16 protein-coding genes are annotated in these 16,969 nt (G+C 71.5%); 8 read left to right on the plus strand and 8 right to left on the minus strand.

Features of this window, described 5'->3' with window-relative positions; translation table 11 throughout:
* The first annotated feature begins 3 nt into the window (after positions 1-3).
* Positions 4-912 carry a LysR family transcriptional regulator gene (locus EDF55_RS09465; protein ID WP_123654660.1) on the plus strand — a complete coding sequence of 303 codons (909 nt, stop codon included), beginning with the start codon at positions 4-6 and terminating at the stop codon, positions 910-912.
* Positions 913-933: 21 nt separating this feature from the next.
* On the opposite strand, the gene EDF55_RS09470 is transcribed toward EDF55_RS09465, so the two are convergent.
* The 5 genes from EDF55_RS09470 to EDF55_RS09490 form a co-directional block, all read right to left on the minus strand.
* The gene (locus EDF55_RS09470) at positions 934-2,319 is read right to left on the minus strand and encodes a DHA2 family efflux MFS transporter permease subunit (RefSeq protein ID WP_311317149.1); all 1,386 of its coding nucleotides are present in this window, start codon (positions 2,317-2,319) and stop codon (positions 934-936) included.
* 58 nt (positions 2,320-2,377) lie between these two features.
* Positions 2,378-2,641 carry a hypothetical protein gene (locus tag EDF55_RS09475; protein ID WP_123654662.1) on the minus strand — a complete coding sequence of 88 codons (264 nt, stop codon included), beginning with the start codon at positions 2,639-2,641 and terminating at the stop codon, positions 2,378-2,380.
* Positions 2,638-3,297, minus strand: a complete 660-nt coding sequence (locus EDF55_RS09480; protein ID WP_123654663.1) for a DUF308 domain-containing protein — start codon at positions 3,295-3,297, stop codon at positions 2,638-2,640. The genes EDF55_RS09475 and EDF55_RS09480 overlap by 4 nt, the downstream gene beginning before the upstream one ends.
* 158 nt (positions 3,298-3,455) lie before the next feature.
* Positions 3,456-5,411, minus strand: coding sequence for a DUF11 domain-containing protein (locus EDF55_RS09485; protein WP_123654664.1), 1,956 nt, complete (start codon positions 5,409-5,411; stop codon positions 3,456-3,458).
* A 109-nt stretch (positions 5,412-5,520) separates the two neighbouring features.
* The gene (locus EDF55_RS09490; protein WP_123654665.1) at positions 5,521-7,245 is read right to left on the minus strand and encodes an alpha-amylase family glycosyl hydrolase; all 1,725 of its coding nucleotides are present in this window, start codon (positions 7,243-7,245) and stop codon (positions 5,521-5,523) included.
* Positions 7,246-7,283: 38 nt separating this feature from the next.
* On the opposite strand from EDF55_RS09490, the gene EDF55_RS09495 reads away from it, so the two are divergent.
* From EDF55_RS09495 to EDF55_RS09515, 5 genes are all read left to right on the plus strand, one after another.
* Positions 7,284-7,841 carry an NADPH-dependent FMN reductase gene (locus EDF55_RS09495; RefSeq protein ID WP_123654666.1) on the plus strand — a complete coding sequence of 186 codons (558 nt, stop codon included), beginning with the start codon at positions 7,284-7,286 and terminating at the stop codon, positions 7,839-7,841.
* Between the two features lie 152 nt (positions 7,842-7,993).
* Positions 7,994-8,497 (plus strand): MarR family winged helix-turn-helix transcriptional regulator, encoded by a 504-nt coding sequence (locus EDF55_RS09500; RefSeq protein ID WP_123654667.1) that lies wholly within the window; start codon positions 7,994-7,996, stop codon positions 8,495-8,497.
* A gap of 105 nt (positions 8,498-8,602) precedes the next feature.
* Positions 8,603-9,109 (plus strand): Dps family protein, encoded by a 507-nt coding sequence (locus EDF55_RS09505; RefSeq protein WP_123654668.1) that lies wholly within the window; start codon positions 8,603-8,605, stop codon positions 9,107-9,109.
* Positions 9,110-9,121: 12 nt separating this feature from the next.
* A complete protein-coding gene (locus EDF55_RS09510; protein ID WP_123654669.1) occupies positions 9,122-9,922 on the plus strand; it encodes an SDR family NAD(P)-dependent oxidoreductase in 801 nt (266 codons plus the stop codon).
* A gap of 11 nt (positions 9,923-9,933) precedes the next feature.
* Positions 9,934-11,127 carry an NAD(P)/FAD-dependent oxidoreductase gene (locus EDF55_RS09515; RefSeq protein ID WP_123654670.1) on the plus strand — a complete coding sequence of 398 codons (1,194 nt, stop codon included), beginning with the start codon at positions 9,934-9,936 and terminating at the stop codon, positions 11,125-11,127.
* A 110-nt stretch (positions 11,128-11,237) separates the two neighbouring features.
* On the opposite strand, the gene EDF55_RS09520 is transcribed toward EDF55_RS09515, so the two are convergent.
* From EDF55_RS09520 to EDF55_RS09530, 3 genes are all read right to left on the minus strand, one after another.
* The gene (locus EDF55_RS09520; RefSeq protein ID WP_123654671.1) at positions 11,238-12,335 is read right to left on the minus strand and encodes an alpha/beta fold hydrolase; all 1,098 of its coding nucleotides are present in this window, start codon (positions 12,333-12,335) and stop codon (positions 11,238-11,240) included.
* A 72-nt stretch (positions 12,336-12,407) separates the two neighbouring features.
* On the minus strand, positions 12,408-13,283 hold the full coding sequence (locus tag EDF55_RS09525; protein ID WP_123654672.1) for an SMP-30/gluconolactonase/LRE family protein: 876 nt from the start codon (positions 13,281-13,283) through the stop codon (positions 12,408-12,410).
* A 45-nt stretch (positions 13,284-13,328) separates the two neighbouring features.
* Positions 13,329-14,186, minus strand: a complete 858-nt coding sequence (locus EDF55_RS09530) for a DUF1206 domain-containing protein (protein ID WP_185017282.1) — start codon at positions 14,184-14,186, stop codon at positions 13,329-13,331.
* A gap of 100 nt (positions 14,187-14,286) precedes the next feature.
* On the opposite strand from EDF55_RS09530, the gene EDF55_RS09535 reads away from it, so the two are divergent.
* Positions 14,287-16,104 carry a glycoside hydrolase family 15 protein gene (locus tag EDF55_RS09535; protein WP_185017283.1) on the plus strand — a complete coding sequence of 606 codons (1,818 nt, stop codon included), beginning with the start codon at positions 14,287-14,289 and terminating at the stop codon, positions 16,102-16,104.
* Between the two features lie 53 nt (positions 16,105-16,157).
* The gene (locus EDF55_RS09540; protein ID WP_123654674.1) at positions 16,158-16,754 is read left to right on the plus strand and encodes a DUF1992 domain-containing protein; all 597 of its coding nucleotides are present in this window, start codon (positions 16,158-16,160) and stop codon (positions 16,752-16,754) included.
* Positions 16,755-16,969: the final 215 nt, after the last annotated feature.

Below are 16,969 nucleotides of genomic sequence, written 5' to 3' on the forward strand. Positions count from 1 at the left end.
TTGATGGAGATCATCGATCGGGTCGATGATGCCTTCATGGAGACCCGCCTGCTCGAACAGTTCGTCACCGTGGCCACCGAGGGCAGCGTCACCCGTGCCGCTGAACGGCTCTGGGCGGCGCAGTCGACGGTGTCCGCGGGGATCGCCAGCCTCGAGCGCACGTTCGGCGTCCGCCTGTTCGACCGCACCGGCCGGCACCTCGTGCTGACCGCCGTCGGCGAGGACCTGCTCCCGCACGCCCGCGCCGTGCTCGCGACCATCGACCGGATGCAGGACCTCGCGACGACCGACGACGCGGACCTGCGCGGGCGGGTCCGGCTGGGGATCTTCACGAGCATGGACATCGTCGACCTGACCGGGGTCCTGCGGACGTTCAGCGACCGTCACCCCCTGGTGACCGTGGAGCTCCGGACCAGCCCGTCCGGCACCACCGGACTCGTGCAGGACCTGGCCGCCGGCCGACTCGACCTCGCGTACTCCGGGCTGCCCTCGCTCCCCGCGGGGATCGTCGTGGAACCCCTGCGGGAGATGCCGTTCCGGGTGTTCCTCGCCGCCGACCACCCCCTGGCCGGACGAGCGTCGCTGTCCCTGTCGGAGCTCGCGGACGAGTCGTTCATCGACACCGCCCACGGGTTCGGCAACCGGATCATCCTCGACCAGGCGCTCGAGCGGCTCGGGATCCGCCGGCGGATCGTCGCGGAGATGAACGACATGCCAGCGGTGATCCGGTTCGCCACCGCCGGCCTCGGGGTCGGTGTGGTGCCGGACTCCGGCGTCGGGCACGACGGGGTCGCGATCGACCTCGTCGACGAGGTCACCCCGCTCCGCGTGGGACTGGCCATGCGCGCCGACGTCGAGCCGAACCGGGCGGTCCGGGCGCTCGCGCGGGACATCGTGGCCGCACGCCGCTGACGGGCTCAGCGGCGCGACGACTCAGGCGTCGAGGAGGGGTGCGACGCGCTCGACCGAGCGGTGCGCGGCGGCAGAGGACGACACGAAGCCGATCGCCACGATGAAGGCGCCGATGCCGACGACGATCCACCACATCGCGTGGGTGGCCACCGCGAAGTCCGCGCCGACGCTGGCCACGGCGCTCGCTCCGGTCACGGTTCCCGCGAGTGCGACGCCGAGCGAGACCCCGGTCTGGCGACTCGTCGAGGCCACGGCAGCGGCCGAGCCGGCCTGTGCGCGGGGCATCCCGGACACCGCGGTGTTCGTGATCGGGGCGTTCACCATGCCGAACCCGAAGCCGAACAGCACGAAGGCTGCCACCAGGACCCCCATCGGCGTGTGTGCGTCGATGGTGGTGAGGACGAGCCCGGCGCCGAGGATGCCGATCCCGGCCAGGACGAGCGGGACCCTGGTGCCGAAGGACCCGACGAGCCGCCCGGACAGCGGCGACACGAGCATCGTCGCGAGGGCGGCGGGCAGTGTCCAGAGCCCGGCCTCGAACGGGGACATGCCCCGGACCTCCTGCAGGTAGAGCGCGTTGAGGAACAGGAACGCCCCGTTCGCCCCGAACGCCACGATCGCGGTGAGGACGGCGGACGAGAACGGGATGCTGCGGAAGAACCGGACGTCGATCAGTGGTTCGTCGCGTCGCCGTTCGACGACGACGAGCAGCACAAGTGCGGCTGCGGCGACGACGAACAGCCCGAGGGTCCCGACGGAGGTCCAGCCGAGCCGTGGTCCCTCGATCAGCCCGCCGACCAGGGTCGCGAGTAGCACGATGACGATGCCCTGCCCGAGCGGGTCGAGCCGGCGGGGCTTCGGCGCGCGGGACTCGGGGACGAACAGGAACGTGAGGACGATCGCGGCGATGCCGATCGGCACGTTGATCCAGAAGATGGCTCGCCAGCCGACGGTGTCGGTGAGGGCACCGCCGACGAGGGGGCCGACGCCCATCGAGACGCCGACGACCGCACCCCAGACACCCACGGCACGTGCCCGCTCCTTGGCGTCGTCGAACGTGGCCGTGATGATCGACATCGCGACGGGGTTCATCATCGAGCCGCCGACGGCCTGCACCATCCGGAACACCACGAGCCAGCCGACACTCGGTGCGACCGAGCAGAGCAGCGACCCGACCGAGAACAGTGCGAGGCCGATCTGGAACGTCCGACGGCGGCCGATCCGGTCGGCGGTCGAGCCCGAGAGCATCAGCAGGCTGGCGAGCACCAGCGTGTAGGCGTCGATCGTCCACTGCAGGCCGGAGATCGTCGAGTGGAGTTCCCGGCCGATGGACGGCAGTGCCACGTTCACCACGGTCGCGTCCATCGAGACGATGAACAGGCTCATGCAGCAGACCGCGAGGATCAGGTACCGGTGGCGGTACCGCGTCGGGAGCTCCTGGTCGCCCTGGACCGGGCGCCGGACGTCAGTGGAAGCCGTCGCCGTCTCCTTCGCCCGGGGCCTTGTGCCCGCCGAGCATGTCGTTGTCGTCCTGGTCGCTCGTCGATGCGAGCTGGAGCATCGCGAGCACCACGACGACCACGATGAACGCGATGCCGAGGAAGATCAGCGCGAGCGTGACCTCACGCGTCGACAGCAGCACGACGAGTCCGGTGAACACCGCGATGATCGCGGAGATCCCGAGGAGTTCGACCGGGCGCAGGCGGTCACGACGGCTGGGGGTGGTCATGCGTGTGGTGCTCCGTCCGGGGAGGCCGCCGGAGCAGCCGTCCCCCACTTGTGCGAGAGGCCGGCGATCACGTGGAAGACCGCCGTGATGGCGAGGTAGGCGCCGAGCAGGCCGACGAGGACGACCGAGGCGTCGAGGGTGCCAGGTACCTGTTCGATGCCGCCGAGCTGCTGCGAGTAGTCCGGCGGCGTCACGAGGAATGCGATCGCCAGGAGCAGCGTCAGGCCGCCGACGGTCATCCAGTCGCGGGCGAACGGCGACCGACGGCGGGCGCGGATGCCCTGCGTCAGCTCGAGCGCCCCGGTGAGGACCGCGAACGCGACGACCACGGTGATGAACGCCGGCAGCCCGAGACCGTTGCACGCCACGGCTGCGACACCGGCGAGGACGCTGATGACCGCCTGGACGAGCGCGGTGCGGCGCGAGCGGCCGTCGTCACGCAGCCGGGTGGCGCTGCCGATGCCGAGGACCGCGCCCTCGACGACGGCGAACGCACCGAACAGCAGCAGGCCGTACCCGGCGGCGTGGTTCGACGAGAAGGTGATGACGAGCGCGACGACCGCGGCGGGGACTGCCCGGAGGATGGGGATCGGCCAGTACCGCGCGCGCTGGTGTGCGTCGGCGACGGAGTCGGACACGAGACCTCTTTCGGGCATGCGGATCGTACGATCGATCCTACCGCCGCCCGGGATGTGCCCCGTCCGTGCACGTGGCCTCGGGACTGAGGATGTTCCGACCTGCACCGACGACCGGGGCCGTCAGCGCAGGTCGGAACAGGAGCAGGTCGGAACACGAGCAGGTCGAACAGGACGGTTCAGTCCACCGGCACGTCGTGCGCGGAAGCCCGGACGCGCCGTCGTGCGACCCACCAGCAGACGCCTCCTGCTGCGGCGAGCGCCCCGCCCACCGCGGCCACGATCCCGAGGTCGGAGGCACCCGTGTAGGCGAGTGCTCCACCCTGCCCCGGTGCGCCGCCGCCGTTCCCGACCGGCGCGACGGTGGGTCCGCCGGAGTGCGTCGGCCCCGGGAGCAGACCGCCGTCGTCATCTCCGTCGCCGCCGTCGTCACCGTCCCCGCCGTCGCCCGGGGCGTCGGGCTCGACGACCTCGATCCCGACGCCGGGCGAGGGGTCACCGCCGTCGGCATCGGTCGGGGATTCCGCCGTGGCCACGTTCACCACGTCGGAGCCGTCGCCGCGGTACTCCGCGTCGAGGTCCGCGTGGAACCGGAAGGAGCGTTCCTCGTCCGGCGCGAGGTCCGTGTCCAGGTCGCCGCCGCAGGTCACCCGCTGCCCCTCGGCCGTGCACCCGTCCGGCGAGTCGACGAACGTCAGCGCCTCGGGCAGGTCGTCCACGACGGAGACCGCCCGGGCGAGGGAGGGACCACGGTTCCGCGCGGTCACGGTGTACTCGAGACGGTCGCCCGGGTGCACGTCGACCCCCGGCGTGACGGTCTTGTCCGTCTCGAGCTCGGCGGACGCGGCGACCGGCGCCGTGGCGGTCGAGGTGTTGTCCGACTCGTCGGAGTCGGCGAGGTGCGCAGCGGTGGCGATGGTGGCGGTGCTCGACAGCTCGCCCGTGGCCCCGGCTTCCAGCGTGCCCTCGATCGTCACGGTGGCCGAGGCCCCACGGTCCAGCGCGAGATCGGTCGCCACGTCGCCGGTGCCGGTCACGTCGCCGGAGGTCCACCGGACGTCCGAGAGCTGGTCCGGGACGTCGACGGTGAGCGGGCTCGGCGTCGATGCGTTCGCGCCGACGTTCGACGCGGTCACGGTGTAGCTGACGCGTTCGCCGGCGACGACGGGCGGCATGTCGTGCTCCACCCGGAGGTCGGCCGGTTGCCGGACGCGGAGGGAGTCGACCTCGTGCACCTCGGCGAAGGATCCGGTGGCACCGGCGAAGCCGAGCCGGAGCGTCGGCGGGAGCGGTGCCTGACCGTCGCCGTGCAGGGGGACCCGGTCGAGCACCGTGCGCATGCCGCCACCGGCTTCGACCCGGACGGTCGCGGAGAGCTCACCGTCGGCGCCGGGGAGCAGTGTGACGGCGACCTTCCGTGGTGTCGTGCCAGAGGACACCACGCCGCCGGGTGCCGGGATGCCCCGCACGAAGCGGTAGCCATCGACCCCGTTGCCGGAGCCGCGGATCACGACCGAGTCCTGCGTGGCGCCGGGTCCGCTGTCGTTGATCGGCAGGGAGAAGTTGCCGTAGTGGTCGAGCGCGAACGCGGCGAACCCGCCGGGGATCCCCGCGACGTCGCACTTGCCCTGCCCCTGGGTCGCCTGCTTGACGCAGGTGTAGCCGAGGCCCGCTCCGGTCGCGCCGACCCCTGCCGGAGCGGCGCCGTCTGCCAGGTACAGCAGCAGACCGTCGGCGCCGGCGAGGGGCCCGGTGGAGTACATCGCGTAGTCGAACTCGATCTCGAGTCCGGCGGTGGAGGGGAAGGTGTCCGTCGTCGCCCAGGAGCCCGCCTTGCTCGTGGCGTCGTCGGTGAGGCGGAGTCGCCCGTCGAGGATCCGGGCGTCACCGCTCAGGACACCGCCGTCAGCGGTGGCGAAGGACTGGTCGTACGGGAAGGCCAGGTCGGCCGCGGACGCCGACGGGGGTGGCGCGACGAAGGCGGGCGCGGCGAGCAGGGCGAGCGCGCCGAGCGACGTCGTGACCGCGACGCAACGGCGCAGCACCCGACGACGCGGTGCCAGGGGCACAGGGGCCGGGGGAACAGCGGACGGGTGAACCGGGGCCAGGGAAACAGGGGTGAGTGGATCTGTCATGCCCCGATGGTCGCGATCGGGACGCCACCACGAGGCGGACCCGGGACGATCTGTGGATCGTCACCCCGAGCCTCCCGGCTGTGGAGGACTCAGCCACCCACCGGGCCGGTCAGGCGACCCAGACCGTCGTCTCCCCCGGCAGCACGCCGTCGCCGAGCGGCCCCGATGCCAGCAACACCGTGCCGGCGGGCATCGGCACGGGGTCCGCGCCGAAGTTCGTGTACGACCGCCACCCGTCGTGCCGAGCGAAGCCGACGACGCCGTCCGGGGCGTCCACCCACGCCAGGGTCTCGCCGTGCTGCAGCTCCCGCCGGAGGGCGAACGCCGAGCGGTAGAGCGAGAGCGTCGAGTCGGGTTCGCCGTCCTCCGCCTCGACCGAGGACACGCCGAAGTCCACGGGCTGCGGCAGCTGCGGCGCCACGTCCCCGAAGCCGAACGAGGGCCCGGACCGGGTCCACGGGATGGGCACCCGGCAGCCGTCGCGCCCCTTCACGGTGTGCCCCGACCGGAGCCACTTCGGGTCCTGCAGCAGGTCGCGCGGGATCGCCGCCGCCTCGTGCAGGCCGAGCTCCTCGCCCTGGTACGCGTACGACGACCCGGGCAGTGCGAACTGCAGCAGCGACGCGGCACGGGCTCGCCGGAGCCCCCGGTCGCGGTCCAGGGCCGGCGAGACCCCGTCGGTCATCAGCCAGGCGTCGGTGTCCGCGTCGTCGGGCAGTCCGTAGCGGGTGGCGTGCCGGACGACGTCGTGGTTCGAGAGCACCCACGTGCTCGACGCCCCGGACTCCTCCGACATCGCCAGGTTCCGCTCGATGACGCCCCGGAAGGCGTCGTCCTCGAACGGCGCCTCGAGCAGGTCGAAGTTGAACGCCTGCCCCAGCTCGGTTGGCCGGGCGTAGAGCACGCGACGGGGTGCCGGTGCCCAGGCCTCGGCGATCGCCGCGCGGGGCGGGTCGTACTCGTCGAGGACGGAGCGCCAGGACGCGAACACCTCGTGGACCTCGTCGCGGTCGTACAGCGGGTCGGAGCCGTCGAGCGGCAGGTCGTGCTCGTTCGAGGGCCGGTACGGCACCGACAGGTCCTTCGCGAGCCCGTGCGCGACGTCGACGCGGAACCCGTCCACCCCGCGGTCCGACCAGAAGCGCAGGGTGTCCTCGAAGTCGCTCCGGACTGACAGGTTCGACCAGTCCAGGTCCGGCTGTTCCGGCGCGAACAGGTGCAGGTACCACTGGCCGTCGGGGACGCGGGTCCAGGCGCTGCCCCCGAAGTTCGACACCCAGTCGCTCGGCGGGAGCGACCCGTCGGGGCCGGAGCCGTCGCGGAACACGTACCGCGCGCGTTCCACGGACCCGGGGGCCGCGGCGAGCGCGGCGCGGAACCACGCGTGCTCGTCGGAGGTGTGGTTCGGGACGACGTCCACGATCACCCGGATGTCGTGCTCGTGCGCCGAGCGGACCAGGGCGTCGAAGTCGGCGAGCGTGCCGAGCCGCGGGTCGACGTCCCGGTAGTCCGCGACGTCGTAGCCGCCGTCCGCCAGGGGCGACGGGAAGAACGGCGAGAGCCAGATCGCGTCGACGCCCAGTCCGGCCAGGTACGGCACGCGACTCGTGATGCCGGCGACGTCGCCGAGGCCGTCGGCGTCGGAGTCGGCGAAGCTCCGCGGGTAGACCTGGTAGACGACGGCCTGGCGCCACCAGTCCGGGTCCGGGGTGCGCGGGGTGCTGGCGGGGGTCCGTGGGCTCACGCGGCCGAGCGTACCCACGCCGGACACGCCGTTCACGGAGCAACCGGGAATACCTCCCGCTCGCAGGGCATTGGTTGTCGATGAAACCATTCCACTCGGCAACGAGTTCCGTACTGAAAGGTCCATCCATGACGAACGTCCTCGTCCTCGTCGGCAGCCTCCGCGCCGGCTCCATCAACCGCAAGCTCGCCGAAGCCGCGATCCACCACGCCCCAGAGGGCTTCGAGCTCTCCGTCTACGAGGGCATCGTCGACCTGCCGTTCTACAACGAGGACATCGACGGTGACACCCCGCCCGCCGCAGCGGTCGCCTTCCGTCAGGCGCTCGCCGACGCCGACGGCGTGCTGCTCATCACCCCCGAGTACAACGGCACCATCCCGGCCGTGCTGAAGAACGCGCTCGACTGGGCCTCGCGTCCGTTCGGCGCCTCCCCCATCTCCGGCAAGCCGCTGGCCGTCATCGGTTCGGCGTTCGGCCAGTACGGCGGCGTCTGGGCACACGACGACGCCCGCAAGGCCGCCGGCATCGCCGGTGCGAAGGTCCTCGAGGACGTCAAGGTCGCGATCCCGCAGTCGGTCGTCCGCTTCGCCGAGACCCACCCGCGTGAGGACGCCGAGGTCACCCAGCTGGTCCAGGGCGCGCTGGACGCGCTCGCCGCTGCCGCTTCGGAGCCCGCCGCCGCGTAACGCAGCTGCACCCGGTCGCGACGCGACCACCCACCGGACGGAGGCTCGGTGCCGGACCGGCACCGAGCCTCCCGTCCGTCCGACGGTGCGGAAGACCGCATCCCGTGCGTTCCCTAGACGGTCTAGCAACGAGACGGGTTACCCTGAACCCCATGTCAGCGCAAGAGGTCACGGAGGCGTCCGGGTACTGGTTCCCGGACGACGACGCGACCCAACGCGGCGTCGCCGTGCTGAACGCCCTGCGCCGCTACCGCGCCGCCGAGACGGCGATGCGCCGCCGGACCCGCGACTCCATGGGGATGGGCGAGACCGACCTGCTGGCCGTCCGGTACCTGCTCCAGGCGCAGCGCTCCGGGCGGAAGATCAGCCCGAAGGACCTCTCCGCGCACCTCGGGATCTCCTCGGCGTCGACCACGATCCTCATCGACCGCCTCGTGAAGAGCAACCACGTCCGGCGCGACCCGCACCCCACCGACCGCCGCGCGCTCGTCATCACGCCGACCACCGCGACCGACGACGAGGTCCGCGCCACGCTCGGGATCATGCACCGACGGATGATGAACATCGCCGAGGGTCTGTCCACCGACGATGCCCGCACGGTCGCGTTCTTCCTCGAGAACATGCGCGAGGCCGTCGACGAGATCGACCAGCACTGACACCAGGGCCGACGCCGCGGGGGACACCCCGTGCAGCGTGCTCTGAGAAGACGCCCTGTCGCAGCGCGTAGACCGGAAGGGTCACCGAAGCGAAAGGAGCCTCTCATGCACGCATCGGACAAGATGGCCAAGAACCTCCAGGCGGTCCTCGTGGACCTCATCGACCTGCACGTCCAGGGCAAGCAGGCCCACTGGAACATCCTCGGCACCAACTTCCGCGACCTGCACCTGCAGCTCGACGAGATCGTCGACGCCGCACGCGAGTTCGCCGACGACACCGCAGAGCGCATGCGCGCCCTGTACCTCGTGCCCGACGGCCGCTCCTCGACCGTCGCCGCGCAGAGCCACCTCGACCAGTTCCCCGAGGGCGAGATCACCACGCACGACGCGATCGACCAGGTCACGCTGCGCCTCTACCAGGCGACCGGCACCATGCGCGACGTGCACGACGAGGTCGACGAGGAAGACCCGACGACCGCGGACCTGCTCCACGGCTTCATCGAGCGCCTCGAGCAGCTCGCCTGGATGGTCAGCGCCGAGAACCGCGCCCCGTCCACGCCGCTCGCCGCAGCGATCACCCCGTCGACGGCCGAAGCCTCGGCGCACGCGTAGGGAAGGGGCCCCGTGGACCTCGGGATCCAGGACAAGACCGCGCTGGTCTTCGGCGCGGACTCCGGCATCGGCTGGAACACCGCTCGCATCCTCCTGGCGGAGGGTGCGACGGTCGTCGTGACCGACATCGACCAGGCGCAGCTCGACAACGCGGCGGACCAGCTGGAGGCGCCGAGCGGCAAGCTCCACGCCTTCGCCGCGGACGTCACGAGTGCCGAGAGCCTGGCATCGCTGCACGAGCAGGTGCGGGACGCCGTCGGCGAGATCGACATCCTGGTGCAGTCCTCCGGCGTCACCGGCGCCCAGGGGCTGTTCCACGAGATCGACGAGGACGGCTGGGCGACGACGATCGACATCGACCTCATGGGGCCGGTCCGGATCACCCGCGAGTTCATCGCGGACCTCCGGAGCGGCGGCTGGGGCCGGATCGTCTACCTCGTCTCCGAGGACGCCTCCCAGCCGTACGACGACGAGCTCCCCTACTGCGCCGCCAAGGCCGGGGTGCTCTCGTTCGCGAAGGGCCTCTCGCGCACCTACGCGAAGGAGGGGCTGCTCGTGAACACCGTCAGCCCGGCGTTCATCCACACCCCGATGACCGACACGATGATGAAGAAGCGGGCCAAGGAGACCGGGACGTCCTTCGACGAGGCGATCTCGAGCTTCCTCGACGAGGAACGGCCGTACATGGAACTCAAGCGACGCGGTGAGCCGGAAGAGGTCGCGAACGTCATCGCGTTCCTCTGCTCCGACCTCGCCAGCTTCGTCAACGGCTCCAACTACCGGGTCGACTCCGGCTCGGTCGCCACGATCTAGAAGGGCGTCCCATGACCGACTACCGCTACCTCGTCATCGGAGGGGGGATGGTCGCCGACGCCGCCGCGCGGGGCATCCGGGAGATCGACCCGGACGGCTCGATCGGCGTCGTCAGCGAGGACGTCGACCGTCCGTACGCTCGTCCCGCCCTGTCGAAGAAGCTCTGGACGGACCCGGACTTCAGCTGGGACGACAAGGTCGACCTGCACACCGAGGAGACCGGCGCGGAGTTCGTGCTCGGCACCCAGGTCGTCTCGATCGACCGCGACGGCAAGACCGTGACGACCTCCGACGGCGGCACCTTCGGCTACGAGCGGCTGCTCATCGCCACCGGTGGCCACCCGCGCGGCCTCCCCGGCCTCGACCCGTCGGACCGCGTCCTCGACTACCGCAGCGCCGCCGACTACCGACGGCTCCGGGAACTCGCCGACGCGGGGGCACACATCGTCGTCGTCGGTGGCAGCTACATCGGCACGGAGATCGCGTCCGGGGTCGTGCAGAACGGGGCTCGAGTCACGCTCGTCGACCCGGACGAGGTCGTCGGCGGACGCATGTTCCCCGCGGACCTCGCCGCGGCGTTCCAGCAGCGCTTCGTCGACCACGGCGTCGAGCTCCGCCTCGGTCGTCGCGTGTCCAGCGGGTCGCAGACCGCCGACGGCGTCACGCTCACCCTCGACGACGGCTCCGTCATCGAGGCCGACGCGGTCGTCGCCGGACTCGGCATCGAACCCGCGACGGAACTCGCCGCAGCCGCCGGGCTCGCCGTGCACGACGGCATCGTCGTCTCCTCGACGCTCGTGACCGACGACCCGTCAGTGTTCGCCGCCGGGGACGTCGCCGAGTACCCGGACCGGATCCTCGGGACCCGCCGGGTCGAGCACGTCGACAACGCGCAGCAGCAGGGACGGCAGGCCGGCCGGAACCTGGCGGACGCCGACGAGACCTACGACCACACGCCGATGTTCTACTCGGACGTCTTCGACATGGGGTACGAGGCCGTCGGTCGCGTCTCCACGTCGCTCCGCACGGTCGAGGACTGGCAGGAGCCGACCGTCACCGGCGTCGTCTACTACCTGGACGACGACGACCTGGTCCGCGGCGTGCTGCTCTGGAACGTCTGGGACAAGACCGACGAGGCCCGCAAGGTCCTCGCCGAGGCGCACGCGCTGACCCGCGACATGCTGCCGGGCCGCATCACGGCCTGACGAGCCGCGCCGACGCCCTGACGAGCGTCGCCGACGCTCTGGACGCAACCGCCGGGAGGCCCGGTGCCGGTCTCACGGACCGGCACCGGGCCTCCCGGCGGTTCACGTCGCTAGCCGGCCTTGCGCTCGTCGTGCGCGTGCGGACGGTCCCGGTTGAGCTCCGGCGCGACCGCCTCGACGATCTCCGCACGGACCTGCGGTGCGACGGGCGCGTCGGCGTCGTCCGCCATCGCGAGCGCGTGCGCGGACTTGCCCGCCTCGAGCACCTCGTCGTCGCCCTTCGCCATCCCGAACAGCTCCTTGAACCGGGCGCGGACCACGAGCCAGGCGTCCCCGGCGCTCAGCCGGGAGAGGTCCGACGCGGTCGAGTCGTCCCGGACCCGCTGCAGGGACGACACCCCGCGGTCGGCGAGGTCGCCGCGGACGTGCGCCACCGCGAGCTTCGCGACCGCGTCCGCCTGCGCGTGCATGACGGAGTGCGCTCCGCCCACCACCTCACGCAGGACGGCGTAGGGGAACACCCGGGCCAGACGACGGATCCAGTCGCGCGGCACGAGTGCGTCGTGCTCGCCTCGGACGATGAGGACCCGGGCCTGCACGTGCGGTGCGCGCTGCTCGATCGGGAACGCGACCATCTTCGGGAGCACCTTGCGGAACCAGTGCCAGCCGCAGAGGGCGTACGCGGTGACGGCGTGCCAGCGCACCGCCGAGGGTTCGTGGACCGCTGACCGCACGAAGCGGACCGCGGACTCGCTCATGGTGCGCGCCTTCGAGTCGATGACCGGGCTGATCAGGACGAGGTCGGTGTACTCCGGGTGCCGCGCCGCGACCTCGGTGACGACCTGCGTCCCCATCGAGTGGCCGACCAGCACCGGGTTCGTCAGCCCGAGTTCCTCGATCACGCGCTCGACGGCATCCGCGTAGCGCTCGATCGACACCGGTCCTCGGAACTTGGGCACGCCCGCGAACCCGGGGAGGTCGAGTGCCCGCACGGGGCCGAACTCGTTGAGGTTCGGCGCCAGTCGCTCGTAGTACGTCGACGCGATGCCGAGGCCGGCGACCAGCAGGAACGGCCGCTCGCCGACGTCCCCGATGGAGCTCACACGGACGTTCGTGCCGTCGACGGGGATCCGGTCGACCTTGACCACGACGTCGGCGCTCTCCGCGTGTTCCAGCGCATCGGCGTGGCGCGGGGTCTCCTCGTTCACGGGTGTCTCCTCGGGTCTCGGGGGATCGCCCAGCGTACCGTGCGTGTCCCCCGATCGTGGGACGCGGCGGTCTCAGCCCCCGAACGTGTTCGCAGGGAAGCCGTGCACGCGCGTCGGGACGGCGAACACCGCGCCCGAGTGCGGGTGTTCCTCGAGCTGCTCCTCGGTGAGGTTCTCCCGGGCGGTCCCGATGAACAGCGTGCCCATGTCCTCGCCGCCGAACGCGACCGAGGTGGTGTTCGGTGCAGGGAGCTCGACCGTCTCCAGGTGCTGCCCCGCCGCGTCGTAGCGCTCGACCCGTCCGGAGCCGTAGATCGCACCCCAGAAGCAACCCTCGTCGTCGCGGACGAGCCCGTCGTGCGCGGCCCCGACGACGAAGGGCTCGAGTTCGCCGAGCTCCCCGTCCGGGCCGTAGGACGCCCGGAAGATCGTCGACGCGCTCGTGTCCGTGACGTACACCACGTCCCCGTCCGGCGACCACTCGATGCCGTTCGTCACGCCGAACCCGCCTCGGAGCAGGCGCGTCGTGCCGTCCGGCTCGACCGAGTACAGCGCCGCGTCCGGCTCCCCCGTCGTCACGTTCATGCTGCCGACCAGGAAGCGTCCGAACGGGTCGCACTTGCCCTCGTTGAACCGGTGGCCCGCCGTCGCGTGCTCGACCGTCGCGATGGTCCTCGGGTCCTCGCCGTCGGGACCGGTGACGACGACCCTGTCGCCGAGGGCCGCGACGAAGCCGCCCTGTGCCCGGGGCTGGAAGCTCGCGAGGGGCGGGGGCAGCGGGACCGTGCTGACCGGCCGGCCGTCGGCATCGGCGGTGTTCAGGGTGCCGAGGGTGATGTCGGCCCAGCGGAGCACGTGCTGCTCGGGGTCCCACACGATGCTCTCGGCCAGGACGGCCCCGGCGTCGGAGAACACGCGGACCGGACCGGTGGTGGCGCTCGTCGTCATGCCCCAGGTCTACCGGGGTGCCGCTCCCGCACCACTCAGCGCGGGTCAGATGCGGGCGTACTTCGCCCGAACGAAGCTGAAGACGCCGAAGGCCAGGAACCCGATGCCGATGGCGACGAGGACGAACGCCCCACCGGGCATCGAGCGCAGCGCGTCGAAGGCGCCGTCGAGTCCGGTCGCCTGGTCGGGGTCGCTCCGGACGGCGGCGACGGCGATGAGGACACCGACGATCGTCACGGCCACGCCCTTCGCGACGTACCCGACGACGGCGAGGACCGTCAGGGGCCGCTCGACGGCCTTCGGCGGGGTGACGAGCTGCTTCCGGTACGACCGACGGAGGCCGATGACCACCAGGCCGACCCCGATCGCGATCGCGATGCCGGCGGCGAGCAGGAGGACGAACACCCCGCCCGGCGTCGCGAGGGCCTTCGCCGCGAGGCTCCGGGTCGACCCGCTCGAGCTCTTCCCGGCGCCGAGCGCGTACGAGCCCGCCGAGTACGCGATCACGCCGTAGACGAAGGCCTTGCCGGCGTTCTTCGCCCGGTTCAGCCATGCGCGCGCGCTGTCCGTCCGGCCGCCGACGATCGCCTCGACGACGAGCCGGATGCAGAGCGCCGCCGTGCCGACCGCGACGACCCAGAGCAGGACGACACCGCCGGGGACCGCCGCGAGCTGCGCGAGCGCCCCGGACTGGTCGGTCTCGCCGGACTGCGACCCCTGCGAACCACTGCCGGCGGTCGCGTTCCCGATGCCGAGCAGGATCGCCAGGTACCCGATGAGCAGGTGCACGACACCGCTGCCGACGAACCCGGCGCGGGCGGTGACCTCGAACCACCGGCTGTCCGCCGCACGGCGCGCCTGTCGTCCGGTCTCGCGGGCAGCCTGTTCGGCGGTGTCACTCATGCACACGAGCGTGCCCGAAGCCCCTGCGCATGTCCGGGGTGCGCGCACGGGGTACGGCCGTCGGGGTGCTCCCCGAGGCGGCTCGGGCACGATGGGCTGCATGCCCGAACGCACGCGAGACACCCCCGACGCCTCCGACAACGAGGAGCGCACCGACGGGTACGTGCCGCTCCGCTCCTACGCCGCGATCGGTGACGGCAGGACGGTGGCGCTCATCGCCCGCGACGGGCGCATCGACTGGCTGCCGATCCCCTCGATGGACTCGCCGCCGGTCTTCGCGAGCATCGTCGACGCGGAGCACGGCGGGCACCTCGCCCTGCGTCCGGTCGACGACGGCGCCACGGTGTCCCGGGAGTACCTGCCGGGGACGAACGTCCTCGTGACGACCTGGACGACCGGAACCGGGAAGGTCACCGTGACGGACGCGATGGTCACCGGCGTCGCCGGGCGTCTGCCCTGGGCCGAGATCGGGCGCTGCGTCGAGGGGGTCGAGGGCTCGGTCGAGATGGAGTGGGCTGTCGTGCCGGGGACGCTCCTGAACACCGCCGAACCGCGTCGGCTCGACACCGAGAACGGCACCGTCATCGGCATCGACGGCGTGACCATCGCGATCGTCGAGCAGGGCTTCGAACCCGTCCACGACGACGGCCCCCGGTTCTCCGGACGGTTCACGGCGACGGAGGGCTCGAAGTCGATCCTGACGATCGTCGGCACCCACGACGAGCCGATCTTCCTGCCCGAGCCGGAGCGGACCCTCGAGGGCATCGACCGCACCATCGAGAACTGGTCGACCTGGTCGAAGGAGTTCTCGTACGACGGACCGTGGTCGGACGCCGTCCAGCGGAGCGCCCTTGCCCTGAAGCTGCTGATCTTCTCCCCCACCGGGGCGATCGCGGCCGCACCGACGACGAGCCTGCCGGAGGACCGGACCGGCGGCAAGAACTGGGACTACCGGTTCGCCTGGGTCCGCGACCTGGCGTACACCGTGCACTCCCTGACGAGCTTCGGCCTGCGCGAGGAGACCCACGCCGCGGTCTCCTGGGTGATGCGCACCATCGCCGAGCACGACGAGACGATGCCGATCTTCTACCGGCTCGACGGCAGCAAGGCCGGCGACGTCGAGGAGCGGGACGTCCCCGGGTGGAACGGCATCGGCCCCGTCACCATCGGCAACCGTGCCAGCGGCCAGCTCCAGCTCGGCGTCTGGGGCGACGTCTTCGAGATCATGCGGCAGTACGTCCGGGCCGGCAACGTGCTCGACCGGAAGACGGCATCGGTGCTCCAGGAACTCGCCGACGACGCCTGTCACCGGTGGGAGGAGCCCGACTCCGGTATGTGGGAGCTCGAGGAGGCGCACCACTACACGACGAGCAAGATCGGCTGCTGGCAGGCCCTCGACGCCGCGGTCGAGCTGCACGACGCCGGGATGATCGACGGTCCCCGGGACAAGTGGGTGGAGAACCGCGAGCTCATCGAGGACTGGGTCGCCGAGCACGGGTGGAACGAGGAGCTCGGCCACTACGTCATGCACCCGGACACCGACGCCCTCGACACGTCGATCCTGTTGCACGCCATGTCGGCGTTCGACCGGGGACCGCGCATGGCGTCGACGATCGCGGCGATCCAGGACCAGCTCCAGCACGGGCCACTCGTGTACCGCTACTCGGGGATCCAGGACGAGGAGTCACCCTTCGTCGCCTGCTCGTTCTGGCTGGCGGCCGCGATGGCGTGCACCGGGCGCATCGACGACGCGACGAGCCTGATGGACGCCATGGTCGCGCAGGCGAACGACGTGGGGCTGTTCAGCGAGATGCTCAGCGCCGAGGACGGCGACTTCATGGGCAACATCCCGCAGGGGCTGTCGCACCTCGCCCTCATCCAGGCCGCCCTCACCATCCAGGAGCTCTCCGTGCGGTGAGCGGACGGGCCTGAGCGCACGTCGAGCCCGCCCGTGTGCACAATGGAACGACGATGAACGACATCGATGCACGCATGGACCGGCTCAGGAGGGCCGCCCGCTACCGCTACCAGCAGCTCGTCGACAGCGAGATCGAGCGCGGTTCGCTCGACCCCGACGAGGTGCGGGAAGAACGTCGGCTGCTCAAGGCCGCCGACGTCGCAGCGCATGCCCGGGCCCAGATCGAGGAAGCCGAACGCCGGGGTGTCTTCGAGGGCAACCCGTACCACGGCAAGCCGCTCCCGGGGATCGACGGGCAGCACGATCCGGACTGGTGGATCAAGTCCAAGATCGAGCGTGAGGACATCCGCGGCATCGCGCCGCCCGCCCTGGCCCTGCGCACCGAGGACGCCGAACTCGACGGCGCCCTCGATGCGCTCTCCCGCGAGGACGACGTCCGCGATGTCCTGGTGGACTTCAACGCCCGGGTGAAGGAGGCGCGACGGCAGCTCCTCGGTGGGCCGCCGGTGGTCACGCCGCTCCGGGACGTGGACGCCGAGCTCGTGGCTTGGAGCGCGCGACGGGAGGCTCGGCTCGCGTCCGCAGCGCGCGCTGCGGAGGAGCTGCGGCTCGAGTCCCGACCACGACGCTGGTGGCGCCGGCGGGGTTGAGCCGACCCGAGCCTCCCGGCAGGACGCCTGACCGGTACCGCAACGACGAGAACGCCGTCCCCTGGTGGGGGCGGCGTTCTCGTGTGTGGTGGTGGTGGTGCTGGGTGTTACTTGATCTGCGCGGTGATCGTGGCGGTTCCGACGAGGAGGCCGGCCTTGACGGCGTCGGTCTTGAAGGTGCTGTTGAGCAGCTTCGCGGCGTCGGCGGAGACGTG

Origin of the sequence: Curtobacterium sp. ZW137, from assembly GCF_003762905.1 — a bacterium.
GTDB lineage: Bacteria > Actinomycetota > Actinomycetes > Actinomycetales > Microbacteriaceae > Curtobacterium.